This is a genomic window from Brenneria corticis, assembly GCF_003115855.1.
Lineage (GTDB): Bacteria > Pseudomonadota > Gammaproteobacteria > Enterobacterales > Enterobacteriaceae > Brenneria > Brenneria corticis.
Genome location: NZ_KZ819083.1, coordinates 19,095 through 39,786, shown reverse-complemented (window position 1 = coordinate 39,786; position 20,692 = coordinate 19,095). Strand labels below are relative to the sequence as shown.

Here is a 20,692-nt window from a genome sequence, read left to right as displayed (position 1 = left end):
ATTATTGTATTTATAAAACGATCGTAAATTATGGCGCAATTCTACTCTCCAAACCGGCGCGTGACGACCCGGCAAACGATAACCGTGACGGTAGACAGCCTTGACCCCTTCGGGCAGGGCGTGGCGCGTCATCAGGGCAAGACGATTTTTGTCGCCGGCGTGCTGCCGGGCGAACAGGCTGAAGTACGGCTGACGGGGGAAAAGCGTCAGTTTGCCCATGCCGAACTTAAACGACTATTAACCAGCAGCCCGCAGCGCGTTGCGCCGCGCTGCCCGCATTTCAACGACTGCGGCGGATGCCAGCAGCAGCATGCCGATATTGCGCTGCAGCAGCATAGCAAAGCGTCGGCGCTGGCGCGCCTGATGGCGCGGGAAACGGGAGTGGAACTGCCGCCCGCGGCGCCGATCGCCGGGCCATCTTATGCCTACCGGCGACGGGCCCGGCTTGCGTTATACTATCAGGCTAAACAGCAACGGCTGTTGATGGGATATCGTCAGGCGGGGTCGCACGAGCTGGTCGATATCCGGGCCTGCCCGATATTACGGTCGGAGCTGGAAGAACTGCTGGCGCCGCTGCGCGACTGCCTGAGCCGCCTGCGGGCGGTAAAGCGGCTGGGGCATGTGGAACTGGTGCAGGCGGATAACGGTCCGTTGCTGGTGCTGCGCCATCTGGATGCGCTGAGTGAGGCGGACAGCCAGACGCTGAGCGACTTTGCGCGGCGGCATGCGACGTCGGTTTATCTGGCGCCCGATGCGGACTCGGTGACCTGTCTGCACGGCGAGGCGCCGCTGTATCATATTGACGGATTAACGCTGGCGTTCAGCCCGCGGGATTTTATTCAGGTCAATGATGCGGTCAATCAGCAAATGGTCGAGCGGGCGCTGACCTGGCTGGACGTTCAGCCGCAGGACCGGATATTGGATCTGTTCTGCGGCATGGGCAATTTTACCCTTCCGCTGGCGCGGCGGGCGGCCAGCGTCGTCGGCGTTGAGGGGGTGGCGGCGCTGGTGGAAAAAGGGCGCGAGAACGCCCGGCGCAATTCGCTCGCCAATGTCACATTTTTTCACCAAAATCTTGAAGATGATGTCACTCAGCAACCTTGGGCCGCCCAAGGTTTTGATAAGATATTGCTGGATCCGGCACGAGCGGGCGCCGCGGGGGTCATGGCGCAGATTGTCCGTCTGGCTCCTCGGCGCGTGGTTTACGTTTCCTGTAATCCGACCACGTTGGCGCGTGACAGCAAAATATTACTCGCCGCCGGTTATCGGCTGGCGAATGTCGCCATGCTGGATATGTTTCCACATACCGGCCACCTTGAGTCGATGGCGTTGTTTATAGGTGATGCGGCGGCGCGGTAAAGTAGGGAGAAATTATGGTTGCGGTAAGAAGTGCGCATTTGAACACGGCTGGTGAGTTTGTACCTGACGCGTGGATTGCTTCGCTTGGCATAACCAGTCAGCAGTCGTGTGAACGTTTAGCCGAAACCTGGCATTACTGTGAACAACAAACCCAGGATCATCCCGATGCCATGCTGCTGCTGTGGCGCGGTATCGAGATGGTGGAAATTCTGTCCACGCTGAGTATGGACAATGACAGCATGCGCGCCGCCCTGCTGTTTCCCATCGCCGACGCCAACGTGGTGGATGAAACCACGCTGCAGGAAAAATTCGGCAAAGGCATCGTCGATCTGGTGCACGGCGTGCGCGACATGGATGCCATCCGTCAGCTGAAAGCCACGCAGAATGACTCCGTCGCCTCCGAACAGGTGGATAATATCCGTCGCATGCTGCTGGCGATGGTGGAAGATTTTCGCTGCGTGGTGATCAAGCTGGCGGAGCGGATCGCGCATCTGCGCGAAGTGAAGGACGCCCCGGAAGAAGAGCGGGTGCTGGCGGCGAAAGAATGTACCAATATTTACGCCCCGCTGGCCAATCGGCTGGGTATCGGCCAGCTTAAATGGGAGCTGGAGGATTTTTGCTTCCGCTACCTTCATCCCGCAGAGTACAAGCGTATTGCGACGCTGCTGCACGAGCGGCGTATCGATCGCGAACAGTACATAGACGACTTCGTCAACACGCTGCGCGCCGCCATGAAAGAAGAGGGCGTGCAGGCGGAAATTTACGGCCGCCCCAAACATATCTACAGCATCTGGCGCAAGATGCAGAAAAAATCGCTGTCATTCGACGAGCTATACGACGTGCGGGCGGTGCGCATCGTGGTGGAGCGCCTGCAGGATTGCTACGGCGCGCTGGGTATTGTGCATACCCATTACCGCCATCTGCCGGATGAGTTTGACGATTATGTCGCCAATCCGAAGCCGAACGGCTATCAGTCGATTCATACGGTGGTGCTGGGACCGCGCGGCAAAACCCTGGAAATTCAGATCCGCACCCGGCAGATGCACGAAGACGCCGAGCTGGGCGTAGCGGCGCACTGGAAATACAAAGAAGGCACGGTGGTCGGCGGTCGTTCCGGTTACGAAGGCCGGATCGCCTGGCTGCGTAAGCTGATCGCCTGGCAGGAGGAGATGGCGGACTCGGATGAAGTGCTGGATGAGGTGCGCAGCCAGGTGTTCGACGACCGGGTTTACGTGTTTACGCCGAAAGGCGACGTGGTGGATTTGCCGGCCGGATCAACGCCGCTGGATTTCGCCTATCACATTCACAGCGACATCGGCCATCGTTGCATCGGCGCGAAAATCGGCGGACGCATCGTCCCGTTCACCTATCAGCTGCAGATGGGCGATCAGATCGAGGTGATCACCCAGAAACAGCCGAATCCCAGCCGTGACTGGCTGAACCCGAATCTGGGCTATATCACCACCAGCCGCGGGCGTTCGAAAATTCACAACTGGTTCCGCAAACAGGATCGCGACAAGAACATTCTGGCCGGCCGTCAGATTCTGGATGATGAACTGGCGCATCTGGGGATCGGCCTCAAGGCCGCGGAGAAACTGCTGCTGCCGCGTTATAACGTGAATTCTCTGGATGAACTGCTGGCGGCGATTGGCGGGGGGGATATTCGCCTTAACCAGATGGTGAATTTCCTGCAGGCGCAGCTGAATCAGCCCAGCGCGGAAGAGCAGGACCGCCAGGCGCTGCGCCAGCTGACGCAGAAAACCCCGCCGCCGGCCGCGCGTAACAAAGATAAGGGGCGGGTGGTGGTTGAAGGGGTCGGCAACCTGATGCACCACATCGCCCGTTGCTGCCAGCCGATCCCGGGCGACGAGATCACCGGTTTTATCACCCGCGGCCGGGGGATCTCCATCCACCGGGCCGACTGCGAGCAACTGGACGATCTGCGCAGCCACGCGCCGGAGCGCATTGTCGACGCCGTGTGGGGCGAAAGCTATTCCAGCGGCTATTCGCTGGTGGTGAGGGTGACCGCCAACGATCGCAGCGGATTGCTGCGCGATATCACCACCATTCTGGCGAACGAAAAGGTCAACGTACTGGGCGTGGCGAGCCGCAGCGATACCAAACAGCAGCTGGCCACCATTGATATGGATATCGAGATTTATAACCTTCAGGTGCTGAGCCGTATTCTGGCCAAACTCAACCAACTGCCGGATGTGATCGACGCGCGCCGTCAGCAGGGGGGATGAATGGAGTCTTCGGCTTTTCAAACCGTAGGTTATAAAAATCTTGTTTATGTTGGTGCGGTGGAGGGTTTCGTGCGTGTTGAGTGACGTAGTTTTTTGTGGCACCACCGCCACGCCCGACTGAGGGATGCTCAATCGCCGCATCCCTCAGAACCCAGGCTTTGGGCGGGAATTGTGCCGCTGCGCGGTTCCTTCGGTGCCCATGCCCGCTTATCGAGCCGCCAGTGACGCGTTCCCGACGCGGCACTGGCTTTCGCCGCGTCCATGCGGCTCACTCGGCGGTCATGCTCACCTCAGCACAATTTTTTACGCCCGGAACAACAAAACGGTGAAATATTCTGGCTCCATCGCCGTTGTTATTAACTTAGTTCGGGCACAGCCCTTATCATTAGGAACACTATGACTTCACCCGCTATTGAGCGCCTGCTCGCCATTATGAAAACCCTGCGCGATCCGCAGAACGGCTGCCCGTGGGATCGGGAACAGACGTTTGACTCCATCGCGTCTTACACGCTGGAAGAAACCTACGAAGTGCTGGACGCCATCAGCCGTAAGGATTTTGATGATTTGCGCGGCGAACTGGGGGATCTGCTGTTTCAGGTGGTGTTTTACGCGCAGATGGCGCAGGAGCAGGGGCTGTTTGATTTTTCCGCCGTTTGCGACGCCATCAGCGACAAACTGGTGCGCCGGCACCCGCATATTTTTGCCGATGCCCAATTGGCGGACAGCGACGCCGTGCTGACCAACTGGGAGCAAACCAAGGCGCAGGAAAGGGCGGAAAAGGATCGCCATTCGCCGCTGGATGATATTCCCGAGGCGCTGCCGGCGCTGATGAAAGCACAAAAAATTCAGCAGCGCGTCGCGTCGGTAGGCTTTGATTGGAACAGTTTAGCACCGGTTGTCGACAAGGTTTACGAAGAAATCGACGAAGTGCTGCATGAGGCGCGGCAAGCCGTTGTTGATGAAGAAAAACTGGGTGAGGAAATCGGCGATTTATTGTTCGCCACGGTTAACCTTTCGCGCCATCTGGGGCACAAGGCCGAGCGGGCGTTGCAAACCGCCAACCGTAAGTTCAGCCGGCGTTTTCGCCAGGTAGAACAAATCGTTATCGCATCCGGCAAAACGCTGGATCAGGCCACGCTCGAAGAGATGGAAGCGGCGTGGCGGCAGGTTAAACAGCAGGAAACAAGCCATTGATACTGCTTTTTCCGTCATTGCGTTGTTTTTATTATTTTTATTTTATAACAATATGATTTTAAATTGATTATTGATTGGTGCCGGGCGGGGTTAAACCCCTGTGTCCGGCGGGTTGGGATCCCGACGATGAGTAAAACGAACATTTGTGGCGCTCATCAGGTTCCGGTATACTACTTTCCCGTCTTGGTCGTTCCATCGTCTTTAAACCTAAACTCTCAGGTTCAGCATGACAACTAATTATATTTTTGTGACCGGCGGGGTCGTTTCCTCTCTGGGTAAAGGCATTGCCGCAGCCTCTCTGGCGGCTATTCTTGAAGCCCGTGGCCTCAACGTTACCATCATGAAACTGGACCCGTACATCAACGTGGATCCGGGCACGATGAGCCCGACACAGCACGGCGAAGTGTTCGTCACCGAAGACGGCGCGGAAACCGATCTCGATCTGGGCCACTACGAGCGCTTTATCCGCACCAAAATGTCGCGCCGCAACAACTTCACCACCGGTCGTATCTACTCCGACGTATTACGCAAAGAGCGTCGCGGCGACTACCTGGGCGCCACGATTCAGGTTATCCCTCATATTACCAATGCGATCAAAGAACGCATCCTTGAGGGGGGCGAAGGGCATGACGTGGTGCTGGTTGAAATCGGCGGCACCGTCGGCGATATCGAATCGCTGCCGTTCCTTGAAGCGATTCGGCAAATGGCGGTTGAAGTGGGCCGCGAGCATACGCTGTTTATGCACCTGACGCTGGTGCCTTATCTGGCCGCCGCCGGTGAAGTGAAAACCAAGCCCACTCAGCACTCGGTAAAAGAGCTGCTTTCCATCGGTATTCAGCCTGACGTGCTGATTTGCCGTTCCGACCGTACCGTACCGGCCAATGAGCGGGCAAAGATTGCTTTATTCTGTAATGTGCCGGAAAAAGCGGTAATCTCCCTTAAAGACATTGATTCCATTTATAAAATCCCGTCGCTCTTGAAATCCCAGGGCCTGGACGATTATATTTGTAAACGATTCAGCTTGAACTGTCAGGAAGCGGACCTGTCGGAATGGGAGCAGGTGGTTTACGAAGAAGCCAATCCGGGCGGTGAAGTCACCATCGGCATGATTGGCAAGTATGTGGCGTTGCCTGATGCCTATAAATCCGTTATTGAGGCGCTTAAGCACGGCGGATTGAAAAACCGTCTGACGGTGAACATCAAGCTTATCGACTCGCAGGATGTGGAAACCCGCGGCGTCGAGATGCTGAAAGATTTGGACGCTATCCTGATCCCCGGCGGCTTTGGCTACCGCGGCGTGGAAGGCAAGGTGATGGCGGCGCGTTATGCCCGCGAAAACAACGTCCCCTATCTGGGCATTTGCCTGGGGATGCAGGTCGCATTAATGGAGTTTGCCCGTAACGTTGCCGGTATGGATGAGGCAAACTCTACCGAGTTTGTGCCAGACTGTAAGTACCCGGTGATTGCGCTGATCACCGAATGGCGCGATGAAGACGGCAATATAGAAGTACGCGATGAAGCGAGCGATCTGGGCGGCACCATGCGGGTCGGCGGGCAGCAATGTCATCTGACCGAAGGCAGCCTGGTGCGCCAGCTTTACGGTGAGCCGACGATTATTGAACGTCACCGTCATCGTTATGAAGTCAACAACATGTTGTTGAAACAGATTGAAGCGGCGGGATTGCGTGTTGCTGGTCTTTCCGCCGACCGCAAACTGGTGGAGATCGTTGAATTACCCGATCACCCTTGGTTCGTGGCCTGTCAGTTCCATCCGGAATTTACATCGACGCCGCGGGATGGGCATCCACTGTTTGCCGGCTTTGTCAAAGCCGCTGGCGCGTACCAAAAGCGTCAGGTGAAGTAAGCTTTTTGTCAGCAGCGCGCGACCGAAACGATCGCGCGTTGTTCGTCTGAGGTTTTAGTTAACTTGTACTGAGGAAAATCTAATGTCCAAAATTGTTAAAGTCATCGGTCGCGAAATCATCGACTCACGCGGAAATCCGACTGTTGAAGCCGAAGTGCACCTGGAAGGCGGCTTTGTCGGTCTGGCTGCCGCGCCGTCAGGGGCTTCCACCGGTTCCCGCGAAGCGCTGGAACTGCGCGACGGTGACAAATCCCGTTTTCTGGGCAAAGGTGTAACCAAAGCGGTTGCCGCGGTAAACGGCCCGATTGCTCAGGCTATTCTGGGTAAGGACGCGAAAGATCAGGCCAACGTCGATCAAATCATGATCGACCTGGACGGAACGGAAAACAAATCCAAATTCGGCGCCAACGCCATTCTGGCCGTTTCTCTGGCAAGCGCCAAAGCGGCTGCGGCATCCAAAGGCCAACCGCTGTACGAACACATCGCCGAACTGAACGGCACCCCGGGCAAATTCTCCATGCCTCTGCCGATGATGAACATCATCAACGGCGGCGAGCACGCTGATAACAACGTTGATATTCAGGAATTCATGATCCAGCCGGTCGGCGCGAAAACGGTTAAAGAAGCGATTCGCATCGGTTCCGAAGTTTTCCACACTCTGGCGAAAGTGCTGAAAGCCAAAGGCCTGAACACCGCGGTCGGCGACGAAGGCGGCTATGCGCCGAACCTGGAATCCAACGCCGCGGCGCTGGCAGCTATCAAAGAAGCGGTGGAAAAAGCCGGTTACGTGCTGGGTAAAGACGTTACTCTGGCGATGGACTGTGCGGCTTCCGAGTTCTACAGCAAAGAAAGCGGCAAGTATGAACTGAAAGGCGAAGGCAAAACCTTCACTTCCCAGGAATTCACCCACTACCTGGAAGGCCTGACCAAAGAATATCCGATCGTCTCTATCGAAGACGGCCTGGATGAGTCCGACTGGGACGGTTTTGCCTACCAGACCAAAGTGCTGGGCGACAAAATCCAGCTGGTCGGCGACGATCTGTTCGTCACCAACACCAAGATCCTGAAAGAAGGTATCGATAAAGGCATCGCCAACTCCATCCTGATCAAATTCAACCAGATCGGTTCTCTGACCGAAACCCTGGCCGCCATCAAGATGGCGAAAGATGCGGGTTACACGGCGGTTATCTCTCACCGCTCCGGCGAAACCGAAGACGCCACTATCGCCGACCTGGCGGTAGGTACCGCGGCCGGCCAGATCAAAACCGGCTCCATGAGCCGTTCCGACCGCGTTGCCAAATACAACCAACTGATCCGTATCGAAGAAGCGCTGGGCAACCGTGCGCCGTTCAACGGTCTGAAAGAAGTGAAAGGCCAGGCTTAATCGTCTTTTTCGCTTAAAACAATGTGTTGCTCACGGCCCCGTTTAGGGGCCGTTTTTTTATCTGCGCCGTGACGCAGGCGCCCCCCGTCGTTTATTCCTCAAAACAACGTAACACGTTTATTAATCCCTGGTTTTTTAAAATCCAAAACGCCTTTTTGATAAAAGCATGAGTTCGATCGACTCGCTCTTGATAATTTTGCCAACGTCAGACTGAAGGTGGCAAAAACGCAAAGGTTTTCCCTATATGCGCTGGTTACAGTGGCTCGACGGCAGGCGGCGTTTGCCGTGTCAGCAACATAATAAAGAAAACGATAGGAGAAAGATGGCGATGAAAATAGCTAAAACCTCTGTTCTGTTGAAACTGATTTCCGCGGCCCTGCTCGTCTCGCTCGGTCACGGCGCTTACGCGGCAACCGTGCTTAAACTGGCGTATGCGGAAAACAGCGAGCCGGTGAAACAGGCCCTGCAATACATCGGAAAAGCCGTTGAGCAAAAAACCAATGGCGAAGTGAAGATTCAGTATTTCCCCGACAGCCAGCTCGGCGGTGAACGGGAGTTGGTTGAGATGACGCAGGTCGGCGCTATCGATTTGACGAAAGTGTCGTCGGGTCTGCTGGAAAGCTTTTCGCCGCTGTACGGCGTCTTTTCATTACCCTACCTCTTTAAGGATCAGGACCGTTTCTATCGGGTGATGGATAACCCGGAAATTATGGGGCCGGTGTACCGTTCCACGGAGGCGCAGGGTTTTACCGGCGTAGCCTGGTATGACTCGGGCGCGCGCAACTTTTATACCAGCAAGGCCCCGATCAAGAGCATCAACGATTTGAAAGGGAAGAAAATTCGCGTGATGCAAAGTGAAACCTCCATCGCGACCATAAAACTGCTTGGCGCTTCCGCCATCGCCATGAGTCAGGGTGAGGTTTATACCTCCCTGCAGCAGGGCATCATCGACGGCGCGGAGAATAATGAATTCGCCCTCACCATCGCCCGCCACGGCGAAGTCGCCAAATATTATACCTATGACATGCACACCCGCATTCCCGATATCGTCATCATGAGCAACCTGACCAAAACCAAGTTGACGCCGGAGCAGTTGCAGGCGTTGCAGGAGGCTATCGATGAATCAATAAACGTGGAGAAAAAAGCCTGGCGCGAAGAGATCGATAAAGCGCGGGTACAGGCGCAGAAACAATTCGGCGTCGAGTTTTTCAACATTGATACCGAACCCTTCAAAGCCGCGGTGCAACCCATTTATGAAAAACTGCAAGGCAAGCCTCAGGTTTATGAGCTGTATCAGAAAATCAGCCAGGCGAGTCAATAAATTTCACCATGGGGAAGGGGAGCCCTTCTCCGCTACGGCATGATGGTTGAGGATCTTATGAATATCATTCGAAAATGGCTGGATAAGATCATTGAGGTTTTTGGCTGCTGTCTGATTATCGTCATGGTGGCAATCGCCTGCTGGCAGGTGGTCAGCCGTTATATATTCAACGCGCCCAGCACCTTCTCCGAAGAGTTTTTGCGTTTTTCCCTGGTCTGGCTGTCCGTCATCGGCGTGGCTTACGTCGCGGGCAAGCATGAGCATATCAGTCTGACGCTGTTGCTGGACAAATGTCCCAAGAAACTGACCGTCGGCTGGAACATCGTCATTCAGGTGGTGTTTATTCTGTTTGCGATCTACATCATGATTATCGGCGGCTGGCGCGTATCGGCCACCGCCATGATGCAGATCTCCCCCAGCCTGCAGGTTTCGATGGGTAAGGTGTATTACGCCCTGCCGCTGTCCGGCGTGCTGACGATTATTTATTGCCTGTTGAATATCGTCGACATGCTCAGAGGAACGCCGCCCGGCAAGAGGGCCGCGGATGCGGCACAGGACCCTACGGTAGAAGGAGGTCGGCATGATTGATCCGATGATCGCGGCCAGCGTGCTGGTGGGTATTTTTGTGGTATTGCTTGCTTTGGGAACGCCCATCGGTCTGTGTATCGTTATCGCCTCCGGCGCCACCATTATGCTGGTGTTGCCGTTTGATATCGCGATGTTCACCACCGCGCAGAAGATGTTTTCCAGTCTGGACAGTTTTGCGCTGCTCGCCGTACCATTTTTTGTTCTTTCCGGGGTGATCATGAACAACGGCGGCATTGCCGCCCGGTTGGTGAATTTCGCCAAACTTTTTACCGGCCGTATTCCCGGTTCGCACTCCTACACCAATATCGTCGGCAACATGATGTTCGGCGCGGTTTCCAGTTCGGCGATTGCGGCGTCGATATCCATCGGCGGCGTGATGGTGCCGATGAGCGCCCGGGAGGGGTATAACCGCGACTTCGCCTCCGCCGTCAATACCGCCTCCGCGCCGACCGGGATGCTGACTCCGCCAAGCACCGGCTTCATTCTGTATGCGCTGGCCAGCGGCGGAACTTCCATCGCCGCGCTGTTTTCCGCCGGGCTGGTGGCGGGCGTATTGTGGGGCGCCGGTTGTATGCTGGTGACCTATGTGATTGCCAAACGCCATAATTACACCAGCTTCTTCGTGCTGCAAAAGGGCGTGGCCTGGAAGGTAACGCGCGATGCGCTCCCCAGCCTGCTGCTGGTGTTCATTATTATCGGCGGCATTGTGTGGGGGATCTTCACCGCCATCGAAGCCTCTGCGGTCGCCGTGGTCTATACCGCCTGGCTGACGCTGTTCCTGTATAAGACGCTGTCCTGGAAAGATGTGCCCAGGGTTCTTATCCAGACCTTCTCGATGACGGGCGTTATCATGTTTCTGCTGGCGACCTCTTCCGCCATGTCGTTCGCCATGTCGATGACCGGCATTCCGGCGGCGCTCAGCACCATGATACTGGGGATCTCGGACAGCCCGGAAGTGATCCTGCTGGTGGTGATGATTTTCTTGTTGATCATCGGCATGTTTATGGATATCGGGCCCGGCATTTTGATTTTCACTCCGATTTTATTGCCGATAGTGCAGCAACTCGGGGTTGATCCGGTGCATTTCGGCATTCTGCTGGTCTACAACCTGGCCATCGGCACCATTACGCCCCCTACCGGCAGCGGTCTGTACGTCGGCGCCAGCGTTGGACAGGTGAAGGTGGAAGCGTTGATCAAGGCGTTGATTCCGTTTTACGCCGCCATTATCGCGGTGTTGTTGCTTATCACTTACCTACCCGAATTGACCCTGTTTTTACCACGGTTGCTTGGCGTGATGTAATCACCCGCCCACGGGAAGAACCGGCTCCCGCCGCTGTCCGCGCAATAATCAACGGCTCGTTGCAGAGCCGTTTTCGTGTTTTCCACCCCCCGGATATTGCTCCCGTTCGCAAAACGCCATCCCTGGGCGTGCATTCCTTTTCGTTGGTTATTACATTAATCGGACTTGTGGTTTTTTAAATATAAAATGCCTTTTTATAAAAACTTTGAAGCCGATCGCCATGTTCTTCTTTCGGCTGCCAGTGCATTACGGGGGGTGGCAAAAGGACAAAGGTTTTCCGGCTGGTCGAGGGGTAGCTTATGAAAATAGCGGCAAGGGCCCCCTGCCGCGCAACGTTTATAAACACAATGACCGGGAAGGATGGTAATGAAAACACGTAAGATCGGGTTGGCTAACTATTTAGCCTATGGCTCGGGTGACTTTCTTGGGGCCGGCACCACGGCGCTGACGGCGGCCTGGCTGCTTTATTTCTACACCACCTTCTGCGGCCTGACGCCCATTGAAGCTACGTTTATTTTTGCCATGGCCCGGGTGCTGGACGCCGTCGTCAGCCCGCTGATGGGCTTCCTGACCGACAACTTCGGTTCCACCTGGCTGGGCAAACGCTTCGGCCGGCGTAAATTCTTTATCCTGCTCGGCATCCCCTGCGTGTTCAGCTACAGCTTTATGTGGGTCGGCGATATGGGATACTGGTACTACCTGCTGACCTATCTGCTGTTCGATATCGTCTACACCATGATTCTGGTGCCGTATGAAACGCTGGTGCCGGAAATGACCGACGACTTTAAGCAGAAAACCAAATTCTCCGGCGCGCGTATCGCGCTGGCGCAGCTTTCCGCCATTCTGGCCGCCTTTCTGCCCGGTATTCTGCTCAGCCACTTTGGTAAGGACAACGCCGTCTCGTTCTTCTATTCCAGCCTGGTGTTCTCCGTTATCTGCGCATTGGTGCTGACGCTGGTCTACCTATTTACCTGGGAACGGCCACGGGATCAAATGTCCGAGGCTTCTCTGCGGGCGGAAAAGGAGCGCCAGTCCCTCTCGCTGGTTGACAGCCTGAAACGTTTGAACGTCGAACTGTTGTCGACGCTGCGTATCCGTATTTTCCGTCAGCATCTGGGCATGTATCTGGGCGGCTATATCGCGCAGGACGTGTTCAACGCCGTCTTTACCTATTACGTGGTCTTTGTGTTGATGCAGAGCCCGACGATGGCCTCCAACCTGATGGGCACCATGGCGATCCTGCAATTTATCTCGGTTATCGGCATGATCCCGCTGTGCATCCGTTTCGGGCCCGCGCCGTCTTACCGCCTGGTGGTGTGCCTGTTCGGGATTAGCGCCATCTCTTACGCCGTCCTCTGGTACAGCGGCATGCATGACGCCTTCTCGCTGCTGCTGCTGATTTCCGCGTTGGCCGGCCTGGGCCGCGGCGGCATTAACTACGTTCCCTGGAACACCTATACCTATATCGCCGATGTGGATGAAGTGATTACCGCGCAGCGCCGCGAAGGGATTTTCGCCGGCATCATGACCCTGACCCGTAAGGCTTCTCAGGCCGGCGCGGTAATGCTGGTGGGGATCGTGCTGCAATTGTCCGGCTTTGTCTCAGGACAGAGCGTACAGACGCCGGGCGTCAGCCATACCATCCTGATGATCCTCAGTTTCGGCACCGTCGGGGTGCTGGCGCTGGGCTTCCTGGTTTCCCTGCGCTTTAAGCTCAATCTGCAGACGCATAGCGTACTGCGCGAAGAAACGCAGAAGATGCGCGAAGCCGGCCGGCCGGTGCCTGAAAATATTACCCCGCAGGCCAAGGCGACCGTCGAAATGTTGGCCGGCATGCCTTATGAGTCGCTGTGGGGCAACAATAATGTCGGCTATCTCAACCGTCATAAGGCGAAGATATCCGCCACCCATGCTACCCAGTCCTGATAAACGATAACGTAATAGGATAATTGACTATGACCGTATTCAGTGTAAAACACAGCCCGCTTTTACGTCAGCCCGAACGTTTTATTTCCCGAGAGGATCTGAAGGCGCTGATTTGCCGCATCACCGATAATCTGGTGAATATTGAAGACAAAACCGGCGAGTTTCTGTTACGGCTGGACGACGGCCGGGTGATTGATACCAAGGGTTGGGCAGGCTGGGAATGGACGCACGGCATCGGGTTGTACGGTATTTATCAGTATTACCAGCAAACCGGCGACGAGCAGATGCGGGCCATTATCGACGACTGGTTCGCCGCGCGGCTCGCCGAGGGCACGCCGACCAAGAATGTCAACACCGTTTGTCCTTTCCTGACGCTGGCCTACCGCTACGAGGAAACGCGCGATCCCCGCTGGCTGCCGTATCTGGAGCGCTGGGCCGAATGGGTGATGTATGAAATGCCGCGCACCCGGAAGCGCGGGTTGCAGCATATTGTCTATAACAGTGAGAATACCGAGCAACTGTGGGACGACACGCTGATGATGAGCGTGTTGCCGCTGGCGAAAATCGGCAAGCTGTTGAACCGTCCGGAGTTTGTGGAAGAAGCGACCTATCAGTTCCTGCTGCACGTCCAGTATCTGATGGATCGCGAAAGCGGTCTGTGGTTCCACGGCTGGACGTTCGCAGAACAGCACAACTTCGCCAAGGCGCGCTGGGCGAGGGGCAATAGCTGGCTGACGGTGGCGATCCCCGAGTTTATCGAACTGCTGGATCTGCCGGAGCGCAATGCCACGCGCCGTTTCCTGCTGCAGGTGCTGGAAAGCCAGATTGAGGCGCTGGCGAAATATCAGGATGACAGCGGTCTGTGGCACACGCTGATTGACGATCCGCAATCCTATCTGGAAAGCTCGGCGACCGCCGGCTTCGCCTACGGCATCTTAAAAGCGGTGCGCAAGCGCTATGTGGACCAGCGCTATGCGGCGGTGGCGGAGAAAGCGATTCGCGGCGTGATAAACCACGTCAACGCCGAGGGAGAGCTGACGCAGGTTTCGTTCGGCACCGCGATGGGCAACGATCTCGATTTTTACCGTGAAATCGCGCTGACCTCCATGCCGTACGGACAGGCGATGGCGATCCTCTGTCTGGCGGAATATCTGCGGGTTTACCTGTAATCACGGGCGGACATCCCCGGTACGCGGGATGTCCGCCGGCGGGCTTACTGCGTCAGCCCGGCCACGCTGTAGTTAATCGGCACCCAGCGATAGCCGTTCGGCTTGCCGTCATCGGTTTTTACCGCCTTGACGCGGCCGATGCCGGGGAAGGAAATATGCGAACCCGCCACCAGGTAACCCTGACTGGCGGCATCCTCCAGCACCTTATGGCGGGTTTGCGCCGCCGCGTCCATATCGGAATCAAAACTGATGGTGGTTGCCGGCAGCGGGAACTGTACCGCCGCGACGTGAATGATATCGCCCCACAGCAGTAACTTCTCGCCATCGCTCTCCGTCAGGAAAGCGGTATGGCCGGGCGTGTGTCCGGGGGTCGGCTGCGGCGTGATGCCGCTGAAGAGCGCTTGTTCGCCGGTAAAGGTTTTCAGCTTATCGGCCGCCGTAATGATACGGAACGTCTCCTGCACCCGTTGGAAAGCCGGCTTGCGATCGTCGGCGGCCTGTTGCAGATTCGCTTCGCTGAGCCAATAGTCGGTCTCGGCCTGGCTGACGTAGACGGTGGCGTTGGGGAAGGCGAGTTTGCCATCGTTAACCAGGCCGCCGAAGTGGTCGCCGTGCAGATGGGTGATGAGGACGCTATCCACCTGTTCCGGCGTATAGCCGGCGGCTTTGAGGTTATTCACCACCTTGCCGACGGACGGATTGCCCAGCGTGCCATTGCCGGTATCCACCAGAATCAGGTTTTTTCCGGTATTAATCAGATAGGCATTGATCGAGGTATCGACGGGCGCGGCCAGCGACTGTTGCGCCAGCAGGCTGTTGATTTGCTCCGCCGAGGCGCGCGCCAGCAGTTTATCTACCGGCATGGCGTTGGTGCCGTCGGCCAAGGCGGTAATTTCAAATTGCCCCAGCAGTAGCCGGTAAAAACCCGCCTGGGTTTTTATCTGGGCAACCGGCTGCGCCGTGGCGATAACGGGGACGGAAATAAACGCCAGCAATAGTAAGGCGAGCGATTTCATTTGATTCATGTTTTTCTTTCCTTGTTGAGTCGTCAGCGTGGCGACGGTTGGAAAAGCATCAATACTGCCCGTTGAGTATTAACCGGGTCGCGCCATTACTCAAATCGAAGGCCGCCAGCGCTTGCCGCACGGCGATCGCGGCGCAAGGTTTGGCGTGTTATCGGCGATCTGCGATAATGCGTTTTTAAGTAACCGGTATAGTGAAAAACATGCAGTACCCGATTAATGAAATGTTCCAGACGTTACAGGGCGAAGGCTATTTTACCGGCGTCCCGGCGGTATTCGTGCGCCTGCAGGGGTGCCCGGTCGGCTGTAGCTGGTGCGATACCAAACATACCTGGGACAAGCTGGCGCAGCGGGAAATTCCGCTGGATCAGGTGCTGGTGAAAACGCAGGAAAACGACGGCTGGGGCGCCGCCAGCGCACAGGATGTGGCGGATCTGATCGCGCGCGAAGGCTATACCGCGCGCCATATCGTCATCACCGGCGGAGAACCCTGCATTCACGACCTGGCGCCGCTGACGCTGCTGCTGGAAAAGCAGGGGTTTAGCTGCCAGATAGAAACCAGCGGCACCCATGAGGTGCGCTGCTCGCCCAAAACCTGGGTGACGGTCTCCCCGAAGGTGAATATGCGCGGCGGCATGAAGGTTATCGATCAGGCATTGCAGCGGGCGGATGAAATCAAACATCCGGTCGCCCGCGAGCGCGATATCGACGATCTGGACGCCCTGCTGGCCCGGCTGGAAGATGACAAGCCGCGCATTGTGGCGCTACAGCCCATCAGCCAGAAAGCGGAGGCGACCAAACTGTGCATCGCCACCTGTATCGCCCGCAACTGGCGGCTTTCCATGCAAACGCATAAATATTTGAATATCGCCTAGCCTTGCAAACCCGTTATCCGGGCTATGACCACCGGACATCCCGATTATGGTCACCGGTCATCCCGACTATGACCATCGGTCATCCCCGAAATCCCACCTCCGGTCATCCCCGCTGCAGTAGGCGGGGATCTGCTGGCGCAGGCGGCTCGGCGTTGCTGGGAACGCCCGCTTACTCACCCTTATACACGCAGCCCGCGGTGCAGGTTTCTTTTACCATCACCGCGCTCAGTTCAGGCAATGCCGGTTTTACCTGTTGCCAGATCCACTGGGCCAGCACTTCGCTGGTCGGATTCTCCAGACCGGGAATATCATTCAGGTAGTGGTGATCCAGCCTTTCCCACGTTGGTTTAAACGCGGCTTTTAATTCGGCGAAATCCATCACCCAGCCGGTGTGCGCATCCACTTCGCCGGTAATTTCCAGTCGAACCATAAAGGAGTGTCCGTGCAGGCGTCCGCATTTATGCCCGGCCGGAACGTGGGGCAGGCGGTGGGCGGCTTCGAACTGAAAATCTTTAAATAGCGTGGTAGCCATGGCGATGATCCCGGTTTCTCAAAAATAGCTTTTCAAATTACGACTCAAAAACCGTCGCATACTACCGGAAATTGCCCTGTGAAGCACCTATCTCCACGGTGCGGGAAAGCACCGCCGGCATTTCCGCGCGGATGCTTATCGTCCGGCAGCGCGATAACATACGGCCTATAACACTTTAAGCAATAAGGATTATCAGAAAAACCATTTAGTCATTTTGGTTATTTTATATGTCCATCATTTCTTTAATTGTTAAGATGCGGGTGGTTACCCTTAGATTCCATTCACTTTTATCGCATGAATTGTATTACCCCGGCATAAGCACAAGGAAATAGAGATCATAATGACAACTCCGGTTTCTCCGACTTCGTTGCTCCCGTTGAGTGCGGAGCAATTAACGCGTCTACAGGCGGCGACCGGTGATTTTTCACCTACGCAGCTGGCCTGGCTGTCAGGTTATTTTTGGGGCCTGCTACAGCAGCCGACGGGACAACAGCTGCCCGGCGCGGCGCCGACGGCCGCGAGTGCGGGTGTATCGTCGACGATCTCGGTTCCCGTTCAAAGCATCACCCTCATTTCCGCCTCGCAGACCGGCAATGCCCGGCGGGTGGCCGAACAGCTGCGGGATGACCTGCTGAGCGCCAAGCTGGCGGTGAATCTGGTGAACGCCGGCGACTACAAATTCAAGCAAATCGCCCAGGAAAAACTGCTGCTGATTGTGACCTCGACCCAGGGGGAAGGGGAGCCGCCGGAAGAAGCCGTGGCGTTGCATAAGTTCCTGTTCTCCAAAAAAGCGCCGCAGCTGAAAGAGACCGCCTTTGCGGTGTTCGGTCTGGGCGATACCTCCTACGAATTCTTCAGCAAGGCCGGCAAGGACTTTGACAGCCGTCTGGCCGAATTGGGCGCGGAGCGGCTGCTGGATCGCGTTGATGCCGACGTGGATTATCAGGCCCAGGCGGAACAGTGGCGCCGCCAGGTGGTGGATGTGCTTCAGGCGCGGGCGCCCGCGCAGGGCGATGCGGTGGCTCAGGCCAGCGCCGGCGGCGCGCTGGATGAAATCACCAGCAGCCCGTACAGCAAGGAAGCGCCGCTACAGGCGCTGTTTGCGGTTAATCAGAAAATCACCGGCCGCAATTCGGAAAAAGACGTGCGCCATATTGAAATCGATCTGGGCGATTCCGGCCTGCGCTACCAACCGGGAGACGCGCTGGGCGTCTGGTTTGAAAACGACCCGGCTCTGGTGCAGGAACTGCTTGAGCTACTATGGTTGAAAGGGGATGAGCCGGTAAGCGTCGACGGTAAAACGCTGCCGTTGGCGCAGGCGCTGCTCAGCCATTTTGAACTGACGCAGAATACGGCGCCGATTGTGGAAAAATATGCCGCCCTGGCGCGGGATGAAACGCTGCTGGCGCTGGCGGGCGATAAGCCCGCATTGCAGCGGTACGCCCAGCGTACGCCGCTGGTGGATATGGTGCGCCAGGCGCCGGCGGAGCTGAGCGCCGAGCAGTTGGTCGGCCTGTTGCGTCCGCTGACGCCGCGCCTGTATTCCATCGCCTCTTCGCAGGCGGAAGCGGAGAGCGAAGTGCATATAACGGTGGGGGTGGTGCGCTATGACGTCGACGGCCGTCCCCGCGCCGGCGGCGCGTCCGGCTATCTGGCCGATCGGCTGCAGGAAGACGACGCCGTTCGGGTATTTATCGAACATAATGATAATTTCCGCCTGCCCGCCAACCCGGATGCGCCGGTGATCATGATTGGCCCCGGCACCGGCATCGCCCCGTTCCGCGCCTTTATGCAACAGCGCGAGGCCGATGGCGCCGGCGGCAAGAACTGGCTGTTTTTCGGCAATCCGCACTTTACCGAGGATTTCCTCTATCAGGTTGAATGGCAGCGCTATGTGAAAGAGGGGCTGCTGACCCATATCGATCTGGCCTGGTCGCGCGATCAGGCGCACAAGATTTACGTACAGGACAAACTGCGGGAAAAAGGCGCGGAAGTCTGGCGCTGGCTGCAGGATGGCGCCCATATTTATGTCTGCGGCGATGCCAATCGCATGGCGAAAGACGTCGAGCAGGCGTTGCTGGACGTGGTGGCCGAGCACGGTGGCATGGATGCCGAGCAGGCCGACGAATTTTTGAGTGATTTGCGCCTTGAGCGCCGTTATCAGCGAGATGTGTACTAATGAGTGAAAAATTGTCTGCAAGTGAAAAACATCCCGGCCCGTTAGTGGTGGAAGGGAAACTCGCTGATGCCGAACGCCTTAAGAAGGAAAGCAACTTTCTTCGCGGCACCATCGCCGATGATTTACAGGACGGCCTGACCGGCGGTTTCAACGGCGATAACTTTTTGCTGATCCGTTTTCACGGCATGTATCAGCAGGACGACCGCGATATCCGCGCCGAACGCGCCGAGCAGAAACTGGAGCCGCGCCATGCCATGATGCTGCGCTGCCGTTTGCCGGGCGGGGTCATCACGCCTCAGCAGTGGCTCGGCATCGATAAATTCGCCGCCGACAACACGCTGTACGGCAGTATCCGGCTGACCAACCGCCAGACGTTCCAGTTCCACGGCATTCTCAAACCGAATGTGAAACCGGCGCATAAGCTGCTGAACAGCGTGGGGCTGGACTCGCTGGCCACCGCCAACGACGTTAACCGCAACGTGATGTGCACCTCGAACCCGGTGGAGTCCGAACTGCATCAGCAGGCGTATGCGTGGGCGAAGAAAATTTCCGAACATCTTCTGCCGCGCACCCGCGCCTATGCCGAGATCTGGCTGGATCAGGAGAAGGTGGAGACCACGGACGAGGAGCCGATTCTGGGGGCGACCTATCTGCCGCGCAAGTTCAAGACCACCGTGGTGATCCCGCCGCAGAACGATGTGGATCTGCACGCCAACGATCTCAACTTTGTCGCCATTGCCGATAACGGCCGGCTGGTGGGGTTCAACGTGCTGGTGGGCGGCGGGCTGTCGATCGCCCACGGCGATAAGGCGACCTATGCGCGCACCGCCAGCGAACTGGGCTATATTCCGGTTGAACATACGCTGGAAATCGCCGAAGCGGTGGTCACCACCCAGCGCGACTGGGGGAATCGCACCAACCGCAAAAACGCCAAAACCAAGTACACGCTGGAGCGCGTGGGCGTGGAGACCTTCAAACAGGAAGTGGAAAGGCGCGCCGGCGTGAAGTTTGAAGCCATTCGTCCGTATGAATTTACCGGCCGCGGCGATCGCATCGGCTGGGTGAAAGGCATCGATAATAAATGGCATCTGACGCTGTTTATCGAAAACGGCCGTATTCTTGACTATCCCGGCCGCCCGTTAAAAACCGGGCTGGCGGAAATTGCTAAAATCCATAAAGGCGATTTCCGTCTGACGGCGAATCAGAACCTGATCGTCGCCGGGGTGCCGACGCGCAGCAAGGCGAAGATTGAAGCGCTGGCGCGCCAGCATGGTCTGATAGACGACGCGGTGACGGAACAGCGTAAAAACTCCATGGCCTGCGTCTCTTATCCCACCTGTCCGCTGGCGATGGCGGAAGCGGAACGTTTCCTGCCGGAGTTTGTGACCAAGGTTGAAAATATCATGCAGCAGCATGGCGTGGGGGACGAACATATCATCCTGCGCGTGACCGGGTGCCCCAACGGCTGCGGCCGGGCGTTGCTGGCGGAGATCGGCCTGGTGGGGAAAGCCATCGGACGCTATAACCTGCATCTGGGCGGTAACCGCGAGGGGACGAGGATCCCGCGCATGTACCGCGAGAATATCAACGAGGCGGAAATCCTCGGCGAAATAGATCGGCTTGTCGGACGCTGGGCGAAAGAGCGCAACGATAATGAAGGCTTTGGCGATTTCACCATCCGTGCCAATATCATTAAACCGGTGCTGGATCCGGCGCGTGACTTCTATGACTGA

The 20,692-nt window shown here is 56.8% G+C and carries 15 protein-coding genes; 13 read left to right on the top strand and 2 right to left on the bottom strand.

Features of this window, described 5'->3' with window-relative positions; translation table 11 throughout:
* Nucleotides 1-30 precede the first annotated feature (30 nt).
* The 10 genes from rlmD (at nucleotide 31) to bglB (ending at nucleotide 14,351) form a co-directional block, all read left to right on the top strand.
* The gene (gene rlmD / locus DDT56_RS14600; protein WP_136167171.1) at nucleotides 31-1,359 is read left to right on the top strand and encodes a 23S rRNA (uracil(1939)-C(5))-methyltransferase RlmD; all 1,329 of its coding nucleotides are present in this window, start codon (nucleotides 31-33) and stop codon (nucleotides 1,357-1,359) included.
* Between the two features lie 14 nt (nucleotides 1,360-1,373).
* Complete coding sequence (gene relA / locus DDT56_RS14595; protein ID WP_136167170.1) at nucleotides 1,374-3,605, top strand: GTP diphosphokinase; 2,232 nt, start codon at nucleotides 1,374-1,376, stop codon at nucleotides 3,603-3,605.
* Between the two features lie 396 nt (nucleotides 3,606-4,001).
* Nucleotides 4,002-4,799 carry a nucleoside triphosphate pyrophosphohydrolase gene (gene mazG, locus DDT56_RS14585; RefSeq protein WP_136167169.1) on the top strand — a complete coding sequence of 266 codons (798 nt, stop codon included), beginning with the start codon at nucleotides 4,002-4,004 and terminating at the stop codon, nucleotides 4,797-4,799.
* A gap of 226 nt (nucleotides 4,800-5,025) precedes the next feature.
* Nucleotides 5,026-6,663: a glutamine hydrolyzing CTP synthase gene (pyrG, locus tag DDT56_RS14580; protein WP_136167168.1), complete on the top strand. Its 1,638-nt coding sequence runs from the start codon at nucleotides 5,026-5,028 to the stop codon at nucleotides 6,661-6,663.
* A gap of 82 nt (nucleotides 6,664-6,745) precedes the next feature.
* Nucleotides 6,746-8,047 (top strand): phosphopyruvate hydratase, encoded by a 1,302-nt coding sequence (gene eno / locus DDT56_RS14575; RefSeq protein WP_136167167.1) that lies wholly within the window; start codon nucleotides 6,746-6,748, stop codon nucleotides 8,045-8,047.
* A 328-nt stretch (nucleotides 8,048-8,375) separates the two neighbouring features.
* Complete coding sequence (locus DDT56_RS14570) at nucleotides 8,376-9,368, top strand: TRAP transporter substrate-binding protein (RefSeq protein ID WP_136167270.1); 993 nt, start codon at nucleotides 8,376-8,378, stop codon at nucleotides 9,366-9,368.
* A 57-nt stretch (nucleotides 9,369-9,425) separates the two neighbouring features.
* Entirely contained in the window at nucleotides 9,426-9,956 is a 531-nt protein-coding gene (locus DDT56_RS14565) for a TRAP transporter small permease (RefSeq protein ID WP_136167166.1), read from the top strand.
* Entirely contained in the window at nucleotides 9,949-11,256 is a 1,308-nt protein-coding gene (locus DDT56_RS14560; RefSeq protein ID WP_136167165.1) for a TRAP transporter large permease, read from the top strand. The genes DDT56_RS14565 and DDT56_RS14560 overlap by 8 nt, the downstream gene beginning before the upstream one ends.
* A gap of 366 nt (nucleotides 11,257-11,622) precedes the next feature.
* The gene (locus DDT56_RS14555) at nucleotides 11,623-13,182 is read left to right on the top strand and encodes an MFS transporter (RefSeq protein WP_136167164.1); all 1,560 of its coding nucleotides are present in this window, start codon (nucleotides 11,623-11,625) and stop codon (nucleotides 13,180-13,182) included.
* Nucleotides 13,183-13,211: 29 nt separating this feature from the next.
* A complete protein-coding gene (gene bglB, locus DDT56_RS14550) occupies nucleotides 13,212-14,351 on the top strand; it encodes a beta-galactosidase BglB (RefSeq protein WP_136167163.1) in 1,140 nt (379 codons plus the stop codon).
* 44 nt (nucleotides 14,352-14,395) lie between these two features.
* On the opposite strand, the gene DDT56_RS14545 is transcribed toward bglB, so the two are convergent.
* The gene (locus DDT56_RS14545) at nucleotides 14,396-15,376 is read right to left on the bottom strand and encodes an MBL fold metallo-hydrolase (protein WP_136167162.1); all 981 of its coding nucleotides are present in this window, start codon (nucleotides 15,374-15,376) and stop codon (nucleotides 14,396-14,398) included.
* Nucleotides 15,377-15,576: 200 nt separating this feature from the next.
* On the opposite strand from DDT56_RS14545, the gene queE reads away from it, so the two are divergent.
* Nucleotides 15,577-16,248: a 7-carboxy-7-deazaguanine synthase QueE gene (gene queE, locus DDT56_RS14540; protein ID WP_136167161.1), complete on the top strand. Its 672-nt coding sequence runs from the start codon at nucleotides 15,577-15,579 to the stop codon at nucleotides 16,246-16,248.
* 169 nt (nucleotides 16,249-16,417) lie between these two features.
* Here queE and queD read toward each other — a convergent pair whose 3' ends face one another.
* Entirely contained in the window at nucleotides 16,418-16,780 is a 363-nt protein-coding gene (queD, locus tag DDT56_RS14535; protein ID WP_136167160.1) for a 6-carboxytetrahydropterin synthase QueD, read from the bottom strand.
* A gap of 340 nt (nucleotides 16,781-17,120) precedes the next feature.
* On the opposite strand from queD, the gene cysJ reads away from it, so the two are divergent.
* A complete protein-coding gene (gene cysJ, locus DDT56_RS14530) occupies nucleotides 17,121-18,959 on the top strand; it encodes an NADPH-dependent assimilatory sulfite reductase flavoprotein subunit (RefSeq protein ID WP_136167159.1) in 1,839 nt (612 codons plus the stop codon).
* A complete protein-coding gene (cysI, locus tag DDT56_RS14525; protein WP_136167158.1) occupies nucleotides 18,959-20,692 on the top strand; it encodes an assimilatory sulfite reductase (NADPH) hemoprotein subunit in 1,734 nt (577 codons plus the stop codon). Before cysJ ends, cysI begins: the two co-directional genes overlap by 1 nt.